The sequence below is a fragment of the Novosphingobium sp. BF6 genome (assembly GCF_058273105.1).
In genome coordinates, this window is sequence record NZ_CM177775.1 from 176,814 (window position 1) to 194,455 (window position 17,642).

General features: G+C 63.8%; 16 protein-coding genes. All 16 read left to right on the forward strand.

The window, feature by feature from the left end; translation table 11 throughout:
• Positions 1-445: 445 nt before the first annotated feature.
• The 16 genes from AC4D6D_RS00975 (at position 446) to AC4D6D_RS01050 (ending at position 17,640) form a co-directional block, all read left to right on the forward strand.
• Positions 446-1,159: a hypothetical protein gene (locus tag AC4D6D_RS00975; RefSeq protein ID WP_491326136.1), complete on the forward strand. Its 714-nt coding sequence runs from the start codon at positions 446-448 to the stop codon at positions 1,157-1,159.
• A 404-nt stretch (positions 1,160-1,563) separates the two neighbouring features.
• Positions 1,564-1,851 (forward strand): hypothetical protein, encoded by a 288-nt coding sequence (locus tag AC4D6D_RS00980; protein WP_491326137.1) that lies wholly within the window; start codon positions 1,564-1,566, stop codon positions 1,849-1,851.
• Positions 1,848-2,048: a hypothetical protein gene (locus tag AC4D6D_RS00985; RefSeq protein WP_491326138.1), complete on the forward strand. Its 201-nt coding sequence runs from the start codon at positions 1,848-1,850 to the stop codon at positions 2,046-2,048. Before AC4D6D_RS00980 ends, AC4D6D_RS00985 begins: the two co-directional genes overlap by 4 nt.
• 198 nt (positions 2,049-2,246) lie before the next feature.
• Positions 2,247-3,470: a phage major capsid protein gene (locus tag AC4D6D_RS00990; RefSeq protein WP_491326139.1), complete on the forward strand. Its 1,224-nt coding sequence runs from the start codon at positions 2,247-2,249 to the stop codon at positions 3,468-3,470.
• Positions 3,471-3,494: 24 nt separating this feature from the next.
• Complete coding sequence (locus tag AC4D6D_RS00995; protein WP_491326140.1) at positions 3,495-8,114, forward strand: hypothetical protein; 4,620 nt, start codon at positions 3,495-3,497, stop codon at positions 8,112-8,114.
• A 341-nt stretch (positions 8,115-8,455) separates the two neighbouring features.
• Positions 8,456-8,836, forward strand: coding sequence for a hypothetical protein (locus AC4D6D_RS01000; RefSeq protein ID WP_491326141.1), 381 nt, complete (start codon positions 8,456-8,458; stop codon positions 8,834-8,836).
• 50 nt (positions 8,837-8,886) lie between these two features.
• Positions 8,887-10,083 carry a tyrosine-type recombinase/integrase gene (locus AC4D6D_RS01005; protein ID WP_491326142.1) on the forward strand — a complete coding sequence of 399 codons (1,197 nt, stop codon included), beginning with the start codon at positions 8,887-8,889 and terminating at the stop codon, positions 10,081-10,083.
• A 56-nt stretch (positions 10,084-10,139) separates the two neighbouring features.
• Positions 10,140-11,678, forward strand: a complete 1,539-nt coding sequence (locus AC4D6D_RS01010) for a terminase TerL endonuclease subunit (RefSeq protein ID WP_491327264.1) — start codon at positions 10,140-10,142, stop codon at positions 11,676-11,678.
• Between the two features lie 11 nt (positions 11,679-11,689).
• Positions 11,690-13,042 carry a phage portal protein gene (locus tag AC4D6D_RS01015; RefSeq protein WP_491326143.1) on the forward strand — a complete coding sequence of 451 codons (1,353 nt, stop codon included), beginning with the start codon at positions 11,690-11,692 and terminating at the stop codon, positions 13,040-13,042.
• A complete protein-coding gene (locus AC4D6D_RS01020) occupies positions 13,039-14,037 on the forward strand; it encodes a head maturation protease, ClpP-related (RefSeq protein WP_491326144.1) in 999 nt (332 codons plus the stop codon). Before AC4D6D_RS01015 ends, AC4D6D_RS01020 begins: the two co-directional genes overlap by 4 nt.
• 18 nt (positions 14,038-14,055) lie before the next feature.
• Positions 14,056-15,429: a phage major capsid protein gene (locus AC4D6D_RS01025; protein WP_491326145.1), complete on the forward strand. Its 1,374-nt coding sequence runs from the start codon at positions 14,056-14,058 to the stop codon at positions 15,427-15,429.
• 81 nt (positions 15,430-15,510) lie between these two features.
• Positions 15,511-15,753, forward strand: coding sequence for a hypothetical protein (locus AC4D6D_RS01030; protein ID WP_491326146.1), 243 nt, complete (start codon positions 15,511-15,513; stop codon positions 15,751-15,753).
• Between the two features lie 54 nt (positions 15,754-15,807).
• Positions 15,808-16,332 carry a head-tail connector protein gene (locus AC4D6D_RS01035; protein ID WP_491326147.1) on the forward strand — a complete coding sequence of 175 codons (525 nt, stop codon included), beginning with the start codon at positions 15,808-15,810 and terminating at the stop codon, positions 16,330-16,332.
• Entirely contained in the window at positions 16,329-16,712 is a 384-nt protein-coding gene (locus tag AC4D6D_RS01040) for a head-tail adaptor protein (RefSeq protein ID WP_491326148.1), read from the forward strand. The genes AC4D6D_RS01035 and AC4D6D_RS01040 overlap by 4 nt, the downstream gene beginning before the upstream one ends.
• The gene (locus AC4D6D_RS01045; RefSeq protein WP_491326149.1) at positions 16,712-17,254 is read left to right on the forward strand and encodes an HK97-gp10 family putative phage morphogenesis protein; all 543 of its coding nucleotides are present in this window, start codon (positions 16,712-16,714) and stop codon (positions 17,252-17,254) included. Before AC4D6D_RS01040 ends, AC4D6D_RS01045 begins: the two co-directional genes overlap by 1 nt.
• Entirely contained in the window at positions 17,251-17,640 is a 390-nt protein-coding gene (locus tag AC4D6D_RS01050; RefSeq protein ID WP_491326150.1) for a hypothetical protein, read from the forward strand. The genes AC4D6D_RS01045 and AC4D6D_RS01050 overlap by 4 nt, the downstream gene beginning before the upstream one ends.
• Positions 17,641-17,642: the final 2 nt, after the last annotated feature.

Here is a 17,642-nt window from a genome sequence, read left to right on the forward strand (position 1 = left end):
CAAGCGGCCAGCGAAGAGCGCATCGAGGCGAAGAGAGAGGGCAATGCATCCCGGCAGCGGCGCTTCAAGGCGCGGCGTCGCGCCGAAGCTGAAGTAACGGACGGTAACGGGGGTAACGCGTTACCGGAGTTACCGAGCGTTACCGGAGAGGAAACCCCCTTTCCCTCTCCCCCTCTTCCTTCCCCCAAACCCCCAACCAACACCCCCACACCCATACCCCCGGTAAACAAACACCACGCGCGCGAGGCGACCCGCTTGCCAGCCGATTGGGAGCCTAAGCCGCTGACCGGCGTGTCTGCCGAATGCGCTGACCGCTGGCCGCCCGGCGCGCTGGATCGCGAACTGGAGAGGTTCCGCAACTGGGCCGCCAGCGCCTCCGGAGCCAACAGCCGGAAGAATGATTGGCAGGCCGCTTGGCGGAATTGGGTGCTCAAAGCCGACGAGGATGGACGAAATGGACAACGTGAGGCGAATTTCCGAGGTGGTCCGGCTGCCAGCCGCGACAAGCGGGACGGACTTGCCACCGCTCTCGACAGACGAATTGCTGAGGCTGAACGTCGAGAGGCTGCCGAAGCGGCTGGACGATCAGCAGTTGGCGATGGTGGAGAGGCTGGCTTCCTCCCCGCTCCCTGATCTCGCTCCAAGCGGCGAGGCGCATTTCCTCAAGTGCATTCGTATCATGCAGGCGGCGCTGCCACGGCGAAGCGCCGATGAGCTGAGCGGCGACCTCGCGACGTCTGCCTATCGGCGGATGCTGGGGAACCAGCCGCAGGACGCGATCAACTACATGACCGAGCGGGCGCTTAGCGACTGCCAGTGGTTTCCCACCATCAACGAGTGCAAGGCCATGCTGAAAGATTGGGAACGGAATGACGTCCACAGCCGCATCCGCGACCTCGCGAGGGACAGGTGCGCCAACGAGCAGACGACGCGCCGCTTGGAGCGACAGGCGCAGTTCGATGAGGTCATGGATCGGTTGGCCAAGGGCGTCGTACCGCAGGCCGAGATCGATGCACTCCCGGAGCAATGGAAAGCGGTGGGCGAGACCCGAAGCCTGCTCTGGCGGCACGACGACGGCAGCTACACGCCCCGCGGCAACGGCTTCCCCAGCCCGTGGGCGAGACCGACCGGCCATTCAGGTTCCGGCGCGGAAGCCTGAACGACCCACCCCCGGCGGCGAAAGTCGACGGCGGCCTGCCCCTAGACCGGTATCGGCCCTTCGTGCGCACCGAGATGGGCGTTTTACCCCCCACCCTTTCCGCAATTCTGCACAAGGAGATTGCTTATGCCCTCACCGCTCTGTCTGCGGTGCGAAACGCCATTCCTCGGCGCCTCGGAATGGCAGGTTTATTGTTCGCCGCGATGCCGCGAGCTCGCCCAAGAGCATCGGCGCCGCTTGCGGCAACGATCAGTGACCGGCCCCGCACCGCGCCGTTCCCCGGACCACCTTTTCGACTGCGTTGCCTGCAAGAAGCCAGTCTCCGTCTTGGGCGCTGGCCGACGTCCTCGCCCCCCTCTCTGTTCTCCGTGCCGCCGCGCGCGGCGTAACCCCAAGGAATCGACATGACAGAAGAAGAATACAACCGCGTTAAGCCGGTTATTGAAATGGCGCAGAGGCTCCACCACAAGCTTTTCCGACAGCTGGTCGACAAAGGGATCGAGCCAGTCGATGTGCTCATCGCCGCGATCCATGCAACGCAGGACCTCGCAAGTGTGGTGGTTGCGCCGCTCACGGAGCAAGCGGCCGAATGCCCTCAAGCGCAGATCGCGTCTAGAATTGCTGGCATCGAATGGATGCGAACGACCCTTGATGTTGTCGAGCGCCAAATCCTTGCTGCGAGCCAGCGGTGAGCGCTGCTCGCAAACTGGCGGCATTACCGCCCGGCGCGCGCAAGGCTGCGCTGGCCGCCCTCGACGAAATCACCCGGCCAATGACCAAAGCGCAAATCGAGGATGCCCTCCACGGGTCCCTGTCTCGTTCCATCAGGCGAGAAGTAGCTCGCGAACTGTTGTCGTTCGATATCATCCTGATCGCCAAGCGTAATTGACACGCCGCGACCGTAAGTTCATATTATGTTCCGCAGGTACGCCAGGCGCTGCCTCACCCGAACCCGCCGGACATAGCGGGGCGACATCGCATCAGTACGCCCGGCGCTGCTGAGCAATGCGATATCTGCCGGTCGGCCCCTCCTTGGCGCCGATTTCCGGACCACACCACCAATGTTCCACATCGAAGGAGTGCGCCTGTGAGCCACGCAACGAAACTGCCCGTCCGGGTCCCCCGCGCTGTAATCTCGCGGATCGCCGCGAATTCCGATACCTCCACCCTGATCCGACAGATCAACGCAGCTTTCACCGAGTTCCGTGGCAACAACGATGATCGCTTGAGCGTGATCGAGGCCGCTCTCAACGCCCAGGCAACCAGCATTGCGGCATTCGGTTTGAACGGCGGGGGCAGTGCTGCTCGGCCCGATGACCCCGAATACTCCGCGCTGTTCGCTAGCTTCGTTCGCACTGGCGGCGGAGAAGCGGAGTTGCAGGCCGCGCAGCGGGAGGGCGCTCGTTCGCAGATTCAGGCATCGATGTCCTCGGGCAGCGATGAAAACGGCGGCTATCTTGCTCCGACCGAGTGGGATCGCCGGATTCAGCAGGCGCAGGCCGCCACTAGCCCGATGCGCCGCATAGCCACGGTTCAAAGCACCGGGGTGGGCGCTTACTCGACTATCTGGAACAATGACGAATGGGGTTCCGGCTGGGTCGGCGAAACGGCCGCGCGTCCGAGCACGGCAACCCCGCAGTTGGCCAGCCTGCTGTTCGGGCACGGCGAGATATACGCGAATGCAGCAATCACTCAGCGCCTGCTCGATGACGCTGCATTCGATATCGTGAACTGGCTTGTGTCGAGCATCGATCGCCAGTTCAACAAGCAGGAGGGCATCGCCTTCCTCTCCGGCGACGGCGTCAACAAGCCATATGGCTACCTGACATATGCGACCGGAGCAGCGAATGCTGACCGCCACCCCGGCGGGGCAATCCAGGTCGACCTCAGCGGTGCGGCGAACGGCGTGACCGTGGATGGCTTGATCGACTTCATGTACAAGCTGCCGGCGCCGTATCGCCAGAATGCGGTTTGGGTGATGAACAGCATGACCGCCGCGACAATCACCAAGCTGAAGGATGCTGACGGTAACCTGATCTGGCGGGAAAGCCTCATCGCGGGCCAGCCGTCGACGCTGCTGGGCCGTCCTGTCGAGATCGATGAGGGGATGCCACAGGCCACGGCTGGTAACCTCGCTATCGCTTTCGGTGACTTCAAGGCCGGATACGTCATCAATGACCGCACCGGTACCCGAACGCTCCGCGACCCCTTCACGAACAAACCGTTCGTGCTGTTCTACATGACCAAGCGCGTCGGTGGCGGAGTGCTCGATCCGAACGCGATCCGCCTGTTGCGGATCGCAGCAAACTAAGCGGCGGCGAAAGGAGGCTCCCCGATGGATGATGATGGCGCAACTCTCGGCGTTGGCTTTGAGATCGACTTCTTCGACTCGTTCGGCCAGCTCAAGTCGCTTGATGACGTCATCGGGGTGACCGCCGCGCAGGCCGTAAGGGAGTTCGAGCGCCTCGAACAGGCGTCGCGAGGGGCGTTGTCCCTAAGCGGCGCCACCCTCGAAGTGAAGGCCTTCGGTAGTGCCGCGTCCCGGGAGCTCGCAAACGCAGAGCGAGCTACCGCCAAGGTCGAAAAGGCAGGTGAAGGAATGGTGCGCCAGTTGGAGCGCCAGATCGAGGCCTTCGGCAAATCCACCAGCGAAATCCGCGAAATGCGCGCGGAGCTTCGGGCGGTCGAGGCAGAGGAGCGCGGTCTGACCGAGCTGGCCACGCGCCTTCGTGCGGCCAGCACTGAGATCAACCGAATGGAGGCGAGCGCGCGGGGCCTCCCCGGCACTTCAAACGCCGCTCGCGCCGCAACTCAGAACTTTGGGTTCCAGGTGCAGGATTTCGCCGTCCAGGTCGTGGGGGGGACGTCCGCGCTGCGAGCCTTCGCAATGCAGGCGCCCCAGGCAGCGGGCGCCCTATCCGGGTTTGAGGGCAAGCTGGGATCGGTGGGTCGCTTCCTCAATGGCGGCTGGGGTATCGCAATCACCCTCGGCATTACCCTGCTTGCTGGTTTCGCGGACAAGCTCTTTCAGAGCAGCGAGGCCTCGCAGAAGGCTGCGGATGGCCTTAAGAAGTTCCAAGACCGTCAGAACGATATCGCCAGCTACATCGATGAAACCACCGGCAGGCTGGTCGAGCAGAACCGGGTTCTAGTTTTGAACGCCACGCTTACCCGGCAGGCCCAGATCGCAAGCAACGAAAAGGCCATCGCTGCCAGCCGAGACGAGGCTTTCGACCGGGCGAGGCGGGCGCAATTCAAAGCCGTGAATGCCGCCCCCGGAACGACCACGTCCGGCGTCACTTTCGCCGACAATTCCGGCGTGCAGAAGGTTATCCGAGAGGCAGGGGGCGATATCACCAAGCTAACGGAGGGTCTGGCTAACCTGGTGAAGACCCACCCGGAAATGGCGAAGTTGGCGATCGACGTATCCAACATCGGGGGACAGGCTGTTATCGCCGCGCGCGAAAACGAGAAGCTGCGGACAGAGCTGCGCGCCCTCGGCGGCGACGCGACGGCGCTCGGCCGCAGCACGGCGGCCATCGGGCGGCAGGTGGCGCTTGCTACTGCCTCCACCCCGCTAGAACGGGCGAGGGCGCAATTGGCGATTGTCCAGGCGGGCGCCTCGGCGGCGGATAAAGCTGGCGGGAAGGCCTTGGAGAAGTATCAGACCGACCTGACGGCGGCTACCAAAGCGGTCAACGCGGCGGAAACGGCGGAAAAGGCGGCCAATGCTGCCCGGCGCGAGGGTCGGCGCGACCTGAACCATGCTGAGCAGCTTGAGCGGGAAGCATCCGCGATCGAGGCGCAAACCTCCAACCTCTTCGGCCTTGCGGACGCCTATCGGGTGTCTGGCGCGGCTGCGCTCGTTGCCGAGGCGCGGGTGAAGGCGGAAAGCCAGGCGATTCGGCAGCGAGCTGACGTCGAAAGCGCACTGACCCGTCAAATCGGTCTCGTCGTCGCTCAGCGAACCGCTGAAGCGGAGCACGGTGCATTGGCAATGCGGGAGCAGGCGGCGGTTCAGAAGGCGGTCAACGCCGAAGTGACGGCAGGGCTTATCCCGGCCTCGCGAGCCGCCGAGTTGGTGAAGGACCGACTTGCAGACCTTCCCCTGCTGGCCGCATTGGAAGTGGCGCAAGGCAAAGACATCGAACGGGTGACGCAGGCGCTGAAGGATCAGCAGGCCGCCCGCGGCGAGCTGCGACAGTCTGCCCAAAATGCCCAACTCAATGAAGGGCTGGAAGCAAGCCGCGACAGGCTCGCGGGTATGAAGGACGAACTCCGGCTTATCGGAGAGACAGACGAGGCTCGGGCGCGAACCCTTGCGACCCTTCAGGCAGAGCGGGAGGCGTCGCGTTGGGATGCTGCCGACCCGGCCAAGGTGGCGGAGTACGTCAAACTGCAAGGCGACCTCGCGGCGCAGGCGGTCATCAACGACCAGGCGCAGCGCAGCTACAACGACTCGCTCACTGAGACAGCTGACAGGTGGGACCTGATCGCCCGGAACGTCGAACTTGCGGGACGGGGCATGGCGGATGCATTCGGGAGCGTGGGGCGCGCAATCGGCGACCTGGCAACGGTCTATGCCGGTTTCAATGCAGATCAGAGCAGGATGCTTGCTGAGCATCAATCCCGGATTGTTGCGGCTGGTAAGAACGAGGCGCAAATCCAGCGCGAGAACGCTCGCTACGCACTGGCAACCAGCACAGCGCAGATCGGCCTCTACGGCGATATGTCCTCGGCGGCGAAGGGGTTCTTCAAGGAAGGCTCCGACGGCTACAAGGCCTTGGCTGCGGCCGAAAAGGCCTTCCGCGCGGTCGAGTTCGCCCTTTCCGTCCGCGCCATGGCGCAGGACGCCATCGAAACCGCCTCGTCCATCGCGAACAGCGCCGCGCGCACCGCGAAGGCTGCGGTGGAAGCCGTTGTCAACGCCATGTCCACATTGCCCCCGCCTCTCAACTTTGCGGCTGGTGCGGCGATGGTCGCGGCGCTCGCCACCCTGGGCATCACCGTGGCCGGCTCATTCGGCGGCAGCGGCAAGAGCTCGCTGGAGAAGGCGAACGACGGCACCGGCACGGTGCTGGGCGACGCCTCGGCCAAGTCCGACAGCATCAAGCGCTCCATCGACGCCCTGAAGGAGGTCGACACCGTCATGCTGACCTATTCGCGTCAGATGGCCGCCTCCCTGTCCTCGATCGACAGCCAAATCGGCAACCTGGCCTCGCTCGTGGTCAGGACCGGCAACATCAACGCCTCCGGCGACGTCTCGGAAGGCTTCGCCACGGACACGACCGGAAAGGTGCTTTCGAACCTGTTCCAGGGCGGCGGCCTGCTCAAGCACATCCCGATCATCGGAGGGCTGTTCGGCGGGATCGGAAACCTGATCGGCTCGCTGTTCGGCACGAAGACGAAGGTCGTTGGCAGCGGCCTTTATGGCGGCTCGCAGTCGCTGGAAGAGATACTCGCCGGTGGGTTCGACGCGTCGTACTATTCCGACATCCAGAAGAAGAAGAAGTTCTTCGGCCTCACCACCTCCACGAAATACTCGACGCAGTATGCCGCCGCCGACGCGGGGCTGGAGAACCAGTTCACCCTCATTCTGCGCCAGTTCAATGATGCGATCCTGGCTGCCGCCGGTCCGCTCGGCGCGGCGACCGACGATATCCAGAGGCGCCTCAATGGCTTCGTCCTCAAGATCGGCAAAATCGACCTTCAGGGCCTCACCGGAGACGAGATCGAGGAAAAGCTGGTCGCGGTATTCGGCGCCGCCGCCGACGATATGGCCAAGGCCGCCTTCCCCGGCATCGAGAAGTTCCAGGCGGTAGGGGAAGGTCTCTTCGAAACCCTCGTGCGTGTGGCCTCGACCGTGGAAAGCGTCACGTCCTCGCTCGACCTGCTCGGCTCGTCCGCCAGCGGCATGAGCATCGACCTGAAGATGTCGCTTGCTGACCAGTTCGACAGCGTCAGCGACTTCTCTTCTGCCATCGGCTCCTATTTCGACACCTACTACACGAAGGCAGAGCAGGCGGCGGCGCAGACCGCTCAGTTCTCCAAGGTGTTCGATAGCCTCGGCATGTCCATGCCGTCCTCGCTCGCCGCGTTCCGTGCCCTTGTCGAGGCGCAGGACCTCACCACGGCGGCGGGGCAGGCGACCTATGCCACGCTGCTCCAGCTCGCCCCCGCGTTCGCGGAATTGCAGGGCGCGCTGAACGGCGCGAAGAGCGCGGCCGACATCCTGAGCGAGCGCGAGGACCTTCAGCGCCAGCTGCTGGAAGCCCAGGGCAATACGGCGGCGATCCGCGCGCTGGAACTCGCCAAGCTCGACCAGAGCAACCGCGCCTTGCAGGAGCAGATCTGGGCGATTCAGGACGCCAAGGAAGCGGCAGACGCTGCGGCCCAGCTCAAGGAGGCTTGGACGTCGGTTGGCGACAGCATCATGGACGAAGTGAAGCGCATCCGTGGAATCACGGACGGCACCGGGTCGGGCAGCTTCGCCGCGCTGCTTGGCCAGTTCAACGCCGCGACCGCGCTTGCCCGCGCCGGAGATCAGGATGCGGCTGGAACGCTGACCGGTCTGTCCCAGTCGCTGCTCAATGCCGCCAGCAACAGCGCCACCAGCAAGCAGGAGCTTGACCGGGTGAAAGCGCAGACCGCCGCGAGCCTTGAGGCGACCTACGCCGCGATCAACGCCTTCGCGACGAGCGGCGCGACCTCGAAAGCCGATACGCTGGCGGCTGCCGCCACGGCGGCGAGCGCCAACAGCGCAAGCACGGCAGCGGCGAACGATGACATGGCAGCGGCGGTGAAAGAGCTGAAAGCCGAACTAGCCCAGATGCATGCTGACATGAACAGCGCGAACGCGGCCATCGCCAGCAACACCGCCGCGATCAAGCGGTCCTTCGACAACGTCACGCAGCAGAGCGGCGGCGATGCGATCGCGACCGTAAACGCTGCATAGAAACGCGCTTAGGCCCCCTCTTTGGCGAGAGGGGGTTGCGCGTTTTATGTTGTGGAGGCAATAAGCCCGATGGGTGTCGAAGCCCGGACCAGTGAAGCAGGTAGTGGACCGATTGGCGTCGGACCGCATCTGCCAGAACAGCTTGGCGGCTGTTCGTCTGAGCGTGGATTGGCGTCCACCGCTCACCGACCTCTTATGTCGGGAGTGGGGCGCACATACAATACCCTTTCGAGGGAAAAACGCTCCACCTGTCTCACTGGCAGGCTTCGACTCTCCCGGCGCCAGGTCCGTTACCTGGCACGGCTGTCGAAGGCCGAAACCAGTGAGAAGCCATGCTTGAAATGAAGATCAAGGCGGGCAGCCATTATGTGGCTCCCAAATACCTGTTCGCGCGCCTCGGCGTCGAGCGAGCTCGTGAAGAGCTGGGGCAGATGATCGACTACCTGATTGCGACGATGGACGTCCTTGATGGCGATTGCGACCTTGAAGCCTGCGACTCGGAGGACAGCTTTGAGCTGACTCCTGCGGCACAGCGACGGGCTGGCCACTGCGGGCCCGGGTGCGAAATCTCGGATGCCAGCGGCCAGTTCGACGAGGACGGCGTGAACACGATGTTTCCCGACCGCGGCGATTACACCACGGCACTCAATTACGTCCCGGCGGGCGGCTCAGTCCGGCACGACGACGTGTTCGCCGCCCCTCACCTGAACATCCCTGCGTAACCACTCGCCCCGGCTGGCGGCGGCTGGCCGGGGCTATCAATGGAGGATCTATGGCAAGCGTTTCTAAGCGCAAATGGACGCACAAGGGTGTGACGAAAGAAGCCTGGACTGTCCGATATCTGGAGCCATCGACAGGCAAGCGCCCCGCTAAGACGTTCGCAATGAAGAAAGACGCTGACGCATTCAAGCGCAAGGTAGAGCGTGAGATCGAGGACGGTGAGCTTATCTCCGTCGACCGCCAACTGACAGTGGCCGACGCAGCGGCAAAGTATCTCTCCTTCCTGGCCACGCGGCTGGAGGATGGCTCCATCGGTCGCAGCCATCACGATCGAGATAGCAATGCCATCACGCGTTATGCTCTGCCGGAGATCGGTCATCTCCGATTCAAAAACCTCACTGTCGAGGACGCTTTCCGCGTGTACCGAAAGATGACTGCGGCTGGCCTCAAGCCCTCTTCCGTCAAGGGGTACATGTTCGCGGTCAAGGTTATGGAGCAGTGGGCGCGCGCACCGTCGCGCAAGTACACTACCACCACGGCATTCGCTGACGCTATGCAGGAGATCAGGCCGCCCAGAAGTGAGAAGGTGAAGACCTTCACACCAGAACAGGTTGCCATCCTACTGGAAGCTTCGCGGGAGCGGCCGCGCAACTATGAAGCGCGGGGAACCAGTATGCTTGCATGCTTCGTTGGCTTGGCGGCGCTGGGGGGGCTGCGGGTAGGTGAGATCATGGCGCTCTCCATCGACGATGTGCTGCTAGCCCAAAGGCAGATCCGGGTGGCGCACAACCTGACGGCATGGGGGGAGCGGAAGGGGCCAAAGACCGTCGCGGGGGTCAGGATCATCATGATAGCGGAGCGGCTGGTTGAACCGCTCACCGAATGGATCAGGGAGCATGCCGTCGACAATCCGGCGCGACTGCTCTTCACCCGCCGCGATGGCTTGTCGATCCATCATTCCGGCGTCCGCGCGCGATGGGTAGGTCTTCTTAAGCGATGTGGCTTCGTCGATGCCGATGGGGAGGTCTATCACTTCCATGCACTTCGTCATTTCCACGCCAGCTGGCTTCTGAAAAACGGCATCCCGCCAACCGATGTTGCTCGCGTCATGGGGCATGCCGACGCCAGCGTCACCCTCAGTATCTACTCACACGCATTGCTGGGCCACGACGAGATGCGCACGCAGATCAACAACACAGCGGCGCTACTGCCTGACGCAAGAATGCCTCAAATCAGCGCAAATCATTGATTTAAAAGGCCGCAATTTTCTACCCGCTGGAGTACCACACCTTTGTCGGCGGCAGCCTGTTCGGCTGGCGCACCGCAACCAACCGTTGGCGCTTCCGGACCGGCTGGCTGGAGACAGGAAAGGGGCAGGCAAAGTCTCCGCTCATGGGCGCGATCGGCGTCTATATCATGGGCTGGTGCGATATTCCGCGCGCGCAGTGCTATGCCATCGGCGAGGACAAGGCGACCGCCAACGTCCTTTTCCGTGACGCCGTCGCAATGTGCCGCGCAGATGTTCCCGGCGGCGATGAAGGCGAGAGCCTGGAGGGTCTCGGCGAAGTCCTGATCCGCGGCGAGTTGGAGAACGCCTGGAAGATCGAGCACCCCGACAGCGGCTCGTTCTTCATGCCGATTGCCAGCGGCGAAAGCCAATCGGGGCCCCGCCCGTCACTGGTGGCTGCTGACGAGATCCACGAATTGAAGTCGGAATCGGCGCTGCTGACTTGGAAGGCAGCGATCGACAAGGTGGCCGGCAACGCTCTGATGCTCCTCGGGACCAACACCCCGGCCCGATCGTCGCAGCACGTCGGCACTTCGTATTCGGACAGCTATCAGCAGATCGTCAAAGGCGAGGCCAAGGACGACACAGCGTTCGCCTTTATTGCCCGCATCGACAAGAGCGATCGGGAAACGGTGCTCGACAACGAGAGCTGCTGGCAGAAGTCGCTACCCGCCCTCGGTGAAACATTCCCGATCGAGAACATCCGGGAGACGGTCAACTCCGCGAAACTCCGTCCGTCGACGAAGTCCAGCGTCAAGCGCCTCTATTTCGGCATCGACAGCGCGGCGGCCGACTTCTGGATCAGCGAGGACAAGTGGACTGCGGTACAGGGGGTCGTCGATGCTCGGGCGATGCGAGGGCGGAAGTCCTGGCTCTCGCTCGATCTCTCGCAGAAGAACGACCTTACCGCGCTATCGCAAGCATGGGAGCTTCCCGACGAGCTGATAGCGGTGAAGTCCTGGTACTGGACCACGAAAGAGGGTCTGGAAGAGCGAGCGGACCGCGACAAGGCGCCATATGTCGATTGGGTCGAGGACAAATACCTGACCGCCACCCCCGGCGCGACGATCGATCACACTTATGTCGCCCAGCAGGTGAAGGAGCTGGTGGCAGATCACGAAGTAGAGGCCTTGGTCGTAGACCCTGCTTTCCTGACTTCGTTCACGGATGCTTGCGACCAGGTCGGTTTGGATTGGTGGCTCTGGGAAGGACCGGGAAAGCCGGAAGGTCGCGGGCTGAAGCTCGTGAAGCATGCGCAGGGTCAGCGGGTTATGTTCGAAGACCGGCAGCTCTGCATGCCGCATTCGATCACCCGCACCGAGGACCATATCCTTGACGGCAAGATCGTCATCGATTCCTCGCCGGTGACCTACAGCTGCGCAGCGAACGCGGTCATCGAGGCCGATGGCATCGGCAACCGCATGTTCAACAAGAAGAAGTCGCGCGGGCGCATCGACGGCATGGTGACGATCGCGATGGCCGTCGGCGCCGCTACCGCCGCAGCGAAGCCCAAGAAAAAGTCGGTTTACGCCTCGCGAGGCATCATCCGCGTCTGACAGGAGGGTGCATGGCATCGCCGGACGATTATCGTCGCCAATCGGGGTACCGTCGATCCAGCCAGGCAGGCGTACAGTTCGCCCCGCCAGCACAGATCGGCCGTAATGGCGGTCCCGCTATGGTGGATCGAACCGGCCCGATCGAAGCTTGGGAAGGAATGGGCCTCGACGACGCCCTATTGGCCGATTTCATGCGCGGTGGAGCACCTGCCGCTGCAGGACTGACCGTCACGGAAATGACCGCGCTGCGTAACAGTACGTATTTCCGTGGCGAAAACTTGATCTCCAGTGCGATTGGGATGCTGCCGACCTTCCTGATGCGCCGGACCGTTGACGGTCAGGGCCGGGAGAAGATCGAGAAGGCGACCGACCATCCCCTCTATCGCCTCCTGAAGAAGCGGCCCAACACCTACCAGACCGCCTTCGAGTTCAAGAGCTACATGCAGCAGCTGGCCCTGCGGGACGGCAATGCATACGGACTTATCGTCCCGGATTATCGGGGACGGGTAGCCCAGATTATCCCGCTGGCGCGCGGCGCCTGCAAGCCGAAGCTGTCGGACGACTGGATCCTGACTTTCGAATACCGGCGGCCCACGGGCGGCACCGTGATCTTGCAGGCCAATCAGGTTTTCCACTTCCGCCACCCCATGACCCGCGACGGTCTCACCGGCCTGAGCATGAAGGATATCGCACGCGAGACCCTTGGCACAGCTGCCCAGGCCGAGCGTGCGGCTGGTAAGATGCTGAAGGGCGGCGTCATGGCCGGCGGCGCCCTCGAAGCCGACAACGACCTCGGCGAAGAGGCCATCGAGAACCTGAAGCAGAGCATGCGGGAACGCGCCATTGATGGCGAGAACGCGGGCGAGTGGCTGGTGCTCGAGGGTGGGTTGAAGGCGAAGCCCTTCATCGCCAGCGCCCGCGACGCTCAGTACGACGAGCTGCGCAAGCGGACCGTTGAAGACATCGCCCGATTCATGGACGTTCCCCGCCCGTTGCTCATGATGGATGAGACCGCCTGGGGCACCGGCATCGAGCAGCTGGGCCTGTTCTTCGTGACCTACTGCCTGATGAAGTGGTTCGTCGCGTGGGAGCAGGCTGTCGAACGCTCCTGCTTCACCCAGGCGGAGCAGGACGCCGACGAGCTCTACGTCAAGTTCAACGAAGGCGCGCTGCTGCGCGGCTCGCTCAAAGACCAAGCCGAGTTCTTCAAGGCCGCGTTGGGCCCCAACCAGGCTTATCGCTCAGTCAACGAGGTCCGCAGTGCGTTCGACCTCAATCCGAAGACCGGAGACGAGATCGGCCCAGATGCGATCCCGCAGCCGTCCGCCTCGCCCACTACCCCGCCGAAGGAGCCTGTTACATGACTGATAACCCGCAGGCGCCGGGGAAACCTGCCGCCATCCAGACGCTCAATGGCTGCCCCATGCCCGGCAAGCCCCCCCATATCGCATCCAAGCCGCCGCAGCCGCGATCGGTTGTTGGAAAAGTCCAGGCTCGCTCGCGGCCCAACGCGCTTCCCGTACCCGCCGACCGGCGCGTCTCCGCGTTCTCCCCGCTTCCCGTCATGGAGCGCTGGGGCGAGGATGCGGCTGGCATTCGGCCGGCAGCGCTGGAAACCGGCGATGCGGTCATCACGATGTTTGACATCATTGGCGAGGACTGGTGGACCGGCGGCGGCATTACCGCGAAAAAGGTGGCCTCGCAGCTTCGCGCGATCGGCGATCGTCCGGTTGAGGTGCAGATCAACTCTGGCGGCGGCGACATGTTCGAAGGTCTTGCCATCTACAACGTGCTGCGCGAGCACCCACAGCCCATCACGATGAAGGTCATGGGCATGGCCGCCTCGGCTGCGTCGGTGATCGCGATGGCTGGCGACACGATCGAGATCGGCGCCGCGTCCTTCATCATGATCCACAATTGCTGGGTGGTTGCAGCCGGCAATCGCAACGACTTCGCCGAAGTGGCGGACTTTCTCGCTCCGTTCGACCAGGCCATGGCCGACGTCTATGCTCAGCGCAGCGGGCAGGACTCCAAGGACTGCGTAAAGTGGATGGACGTGGAAACATGGCTTTCCGGGTCGCTCGCAATCGAGCGCGGGTTCGCTGACGCCCTTCTCCCTGCCGACCAGATGAAGGTGGACGAAAAGGCGAAGGCCAGTGACCGCGAGGCGAACGACGTCCGCGCAATGGAACTCACCCTCATCAATAGCGGGATGACGCGCACTCAGGCGCGCGCCCGCATCAAAGCCATCAAGGGTACGCCCGGCGCTGCCCCTGACCCTGCCGACACGCCTGGCGCTGGCGGCGACACCGATCTGGCCGCCGACATCAACCGGCTGATCCAGACCATCCGCAGCTAACAGCCAAAGAGGCACCCTATGCGCACTTCACTGAAAACCGCCCTCGCGGTGGTAGCGACGATGCTCGCCTATCCCTTGCACGCCCTGCGTCCGGAAAAGCCCGAGCTCACCCTCACGCCCCCGACCCTGCCGCAGATGCCCCGCGCCCTGATGGGCGCCACCATCCGCGCCGACGTCTCCGGCGATCCGAAGGCCATGATCGGAGCCCTTCAGACCGCGTTCGAGGAGTTCAAGGCTTCCAACGACGCGAACCTGAAGTCCAAGATCGACGACGTGGTCGTCACCGAGAAGCTCGCCAAGATCAACGAGACGATGTCCGCGCTCGAGACGTCGATCAACGACCACGCAGCGAAGCTCGCTGCGGCCCAGCTCAGCGGCGGCGCAGGAAACCCCGCTTTGGCCGATCCCGATTACTCCGGCCTGTTCTCGTCCTTCATGCGCGAGGGCGGGCGCGAGCAGGAAGAAAAGCTGAAGGCGGCACACCGGGAAGGCCCGCGGGCGGCCATGACGTCCGGCAACGACGCCGATGGCGGCTACACCACGCCGATCGAGTGGGATCGATCGATCAATGGCCGCCTCAAGCTCATCAACCCGATCCGCGCCGAAGCAACCGTGCAGTCGATCAGCACCGGTGGCTTCACGAAGCTGTTCACGGATCGCACGCTCGGTTCCGGCTGGGTTGGTGAAACCGCCGCGCGGCCCGCGACCAGCACGCCGCAGTTCACATCTCTGCCGTTCGGCCTTGGCGAGATCTACGCCAATGCCGCCGCATCGCAGACGCTGCTCGACGACAGCGAAATCAACATCGAGCAGTGGCTTGTGGGCGAGATCGAGACCGAGTTCTCGCGCCAAGAGGGGATCGCGTTCCTTTCCGGTGACGGTACCAACAAGCCCTTCGGCTTGCTTGCCTATATCGAGGGTGGCGCGGCCGAGGCTCGCCACCCCTGGGGTGCGATCGAGGTGGTCAACAGCGGCGCTGCGGCGGCGTTCACGACCGACGGCGTCATCGACACCGTTTACAAGCTCCCGGCAGCATACGAGCCCAATGCGAAGTTCTTCCTTAATCGGTCGTCGCTCGGCGGCGTCCGCAAGCTGAAGGACGGCCAGGGCAACTACATCTGGCAGCCCACCTTCGTTGCCGGTCAGCCTTCGACCCTGGCGGGCCGACCTGTGGTGGACGTTCCCGATATGCCCAACGCGGCAGCCGGGAATATCGCTGCCCTGTTCGGCGATATGCGCGAAACATATCTCGTGCTTGACCGGATCGGTGTGCGCATCCTGCGAGATCCGTTCACCAACAAGCCCTTCATCTGCTTCTACGTGACGAAGCGCGTCGGCGGCGGCGTCAAGAACCCCGATTCCATGAAGGCGATCAAGATCGGCGCCAACTGATCCTTCCGGGGCGGCTTCGGTCGCCCCGGTTGATCGAAGCGGCGCGATTTGCGCCGTTTCGGTCAGCTTCAGGAGATCCCCATGGCCACCAGAAAGACCGAGGCGGAAAATGCTTCCACCACCGCCGCGAAAATCCCTCCCGCCACCAAGATCGACACTTCCGGCGCCCCCCAGCAGGTTCCCGACGTCGATATGGAGCATCCCGCGGTGGATAACGACCCGCGCGCCGGCACGACGGCCGCGCAAAACCAGATCGACTTCAACGACCCGAAATTGAGCGGCTCGGAAGCTGTCGCGAAAAACCTCGCTCGCAAGGGCGAGTAAGTCCCCCGTGCAGCGGGCCGGTGCTTCATCGGCCCGCATCCCCGGAGCTACACCATGGCACTTCCCGTTTCGCTGGACGAAGCCAAGGCGCAGCTTCGCGCCGACGGCGATGAGCAGGATGACGAGATCCTCGGCTTCATCAGCGACGCCGCCGACTGGGTGGAGCGCCGCACAGGCCATATCCTAGAAGCCCGCGATATCACCGAACAGGTGCGCGTGTCTGGCGGCCTAACCCTTCGGGCATGGCCCATTGCGGCCGATGCCGTCCCGGCGGTTTCATACCTGGGCAGCGATGGTCAGCCCGTCACGGTCAACGGCGCCCGCCTCGACGTTAGCCGCCGACCGGCGCGCGTACTGCCAACGATCGGCACTACATGGCCATTCCGCAACCGCCTCCTCTGCACCGTGACGGTGCGCGCGGGGTACGAAAATCCCGCCGATGTCCCCCGGGTGCTGCGCCGGGCGATGCTCGTGCTGATCAGCGGATATGACGACGACCGCGAGGGCGGCCGGGCCTTCACCGACGCGGAGGATGCCGCTGGCCGCCTGTGCCAGAAATTAAAGAGGCACACGCTGTGAAAAAGGGCGCGCTCAATCGCCGCATCCGCATCGAGCGGCCCGTCGCCGACGACAGCTTCGACGGCGCCGGATCGGGATCGTGGGCGCCCGTAGGCGAGGTCTGGGCCAGTGTGCAGGATTCGCTTCCAAGTCGCGGAGAGCGTCTGGCTGACGGCATCAATGTCGCGAGCCGTCCTGCGCGAATTCGCACGCGATACCGCCGCGACATCGCCGCCGATATGCGAGTGCTGATCGGGCATTACGAGAAGGACGATGCAGGCGAGAAAGTCTGGGTCACGGACAGGACCGCCCAGATCATCACGGCGCCGGCCGAGCTGGGCAGGCGCGACGGTCTGGAATTCATGGTCGAGGACTATCGGCCAGCTGGCAATCCCGCCTGATGGCGCAGGCAAAGGGCCGCAGCGCGGTCAGCGCTTATCTCACCCGCGACCTTCCCGAGCAGCTGATTTCGCGCGTACTGCGAGGCGCGGCGCGCGCCGGCGCCAAGGTGATCGCGGACGAGGCAAAGGCTCGCTCGATCTCCGCCGACGTCAGTGACGCGATCGTCATCCGGTCGCGCACCGTCGATCACAAGATCATCGTCCGCGTGACCATCAAGCCGGGCTGGACTTATGCGCGTGCGCTCTGGCTGGAATACGGCACCGCGCCGCACTTCATCAGCGTTTCCGACCATCAGCGTGGCGGCCAAGGGCTGGGCAGGATCAACGCCAAGGTCAACGAGGCGGGCGGCGACGGCTCGTTGGTCATCAACGGCGCGTTTGTCGGCGATACCGTCTGGCACCCCGGCGCGCGCCCGCACCCGTTTCTCCGCGTCTCCCTCGACCTGAAGGCGGCCGAGGCGATCAGCACCGCCCAAGCCTACATTAACTCGCGGGTCTCGCGGAGCGGCATCAATGGCCAGGAAGTGAGCGACGACGAATGACCGGCGCAGACATCATAGGAGCGATTCTGATCGGCGACGGCTCGGTACCGGCGGCGCAGATCAAGGAAGACCGCCTACCGGACGACGTCGCACTGACCGCATACCTGGTCCGCACGGTCAGTTCGTTGGATCACCAGACCCTCCGGCGCCGCGCGCTGGTGCGCAAGATCGACAGGATTTCCGTAACGGTTCGGGCCAGCAGCGTCCGCGAGCGCAAAGCAGCCATCGAATGGGTGCGCAACTGCTGCGCCGGGAAAATCGGTGACATTGCCGGGGCCTTCCGGGTCGCCGTGCTGACGGCCGGTCTCGGCCCCAGCCTCAACGGCCCAGCCAACACGTTCGAACAGACCCAGGATTTCCGGGTGTCATACGACGCCCCGATCTGACC

Coding starts and splice junctions, on each gene's coding strand:
- AC4D6D_RS01045 (WP_491326149.1), top strand. CDS start 16,712: ATGGCGCAGGCAAAGGGCCGCAGCGCGGTCAGCGCTTATCTCACCCGC.
- AC4D6D_RS00980 (WP_491326137.1), top strand. CDS start 1,564: ATGACAGAAGAAGAATACAACCGCGTTAAGCCGGTTATTGAAATGGCG.
- AC4D6D_RS01020 (WP_491326144.1), top strand. CDS start 13,039: ATGACTGATAACCCGCAGGCGCCGGGGAAACCTGCCGCCATCCAGACG.
- AC4D6D_RS01030 (WP_491326146.1), top strand. CDS start 15,511: ATGGCCACCAGAAAGACCGAGGCGGAAAATGCTTCCACCACCGCCGCG.
- AC4D6D_RS01035 (WP_491326147.1), top strand. CDS start 15,808: ATGGCACTTCCCGTTTCGCTGGACGAAGCCAAGGCGCAGCTTCGCGCC.
- AC4D6D_RS00995 (WP_491326140.1), top strand. CDS start 3,495: ATGGATGATGATGGCGCAACTCTCGGCGTTGGCTTTGAGATCGACTTC.
- AC4D6D_RS01025 (WP_491326145.1), top strand. CDS start 14,056: ATGCGCACTTCACTGAAAACCGCCCTCGCGGTGGTAGCGACGATGCTC.
- AC4D6D_RS01015 (WP_491326143.1), top strand. CDS start 11,690: ATGGCATCGCCGGACGATTATCGTCGCCAATCGGGGTACCGTCGATCC.
- AC4D6D_RS01000 (WP_491326141.1), top strand. CDS start 8,456: ATGAAGATCAAGGCGGGCAGCCATTATGTGGCTCCCAAATACCTGTTC.
- AC4D6D_RS00975 (WP_491326136.1), top strand. CDS start 446: ATGGACGAAATGGACAACGTGAGGCGAATTTCCGAGGTGGTCCGGCTG.
- AC4D6D_RS01050 (WP_491326150.1), top strand. CDS start 17,251: ATGACCGGCGCAGACATCATAGGAGCGATTCTGATCGGCGACGGCTCG.
- AC4D6D_RS01005 (WP_491326142.1), top strand. CDS start 8,887: ATGGCAAGCGTTTCTAAGCGCAAATGGACGCACAAGGGTGTGACGAAA.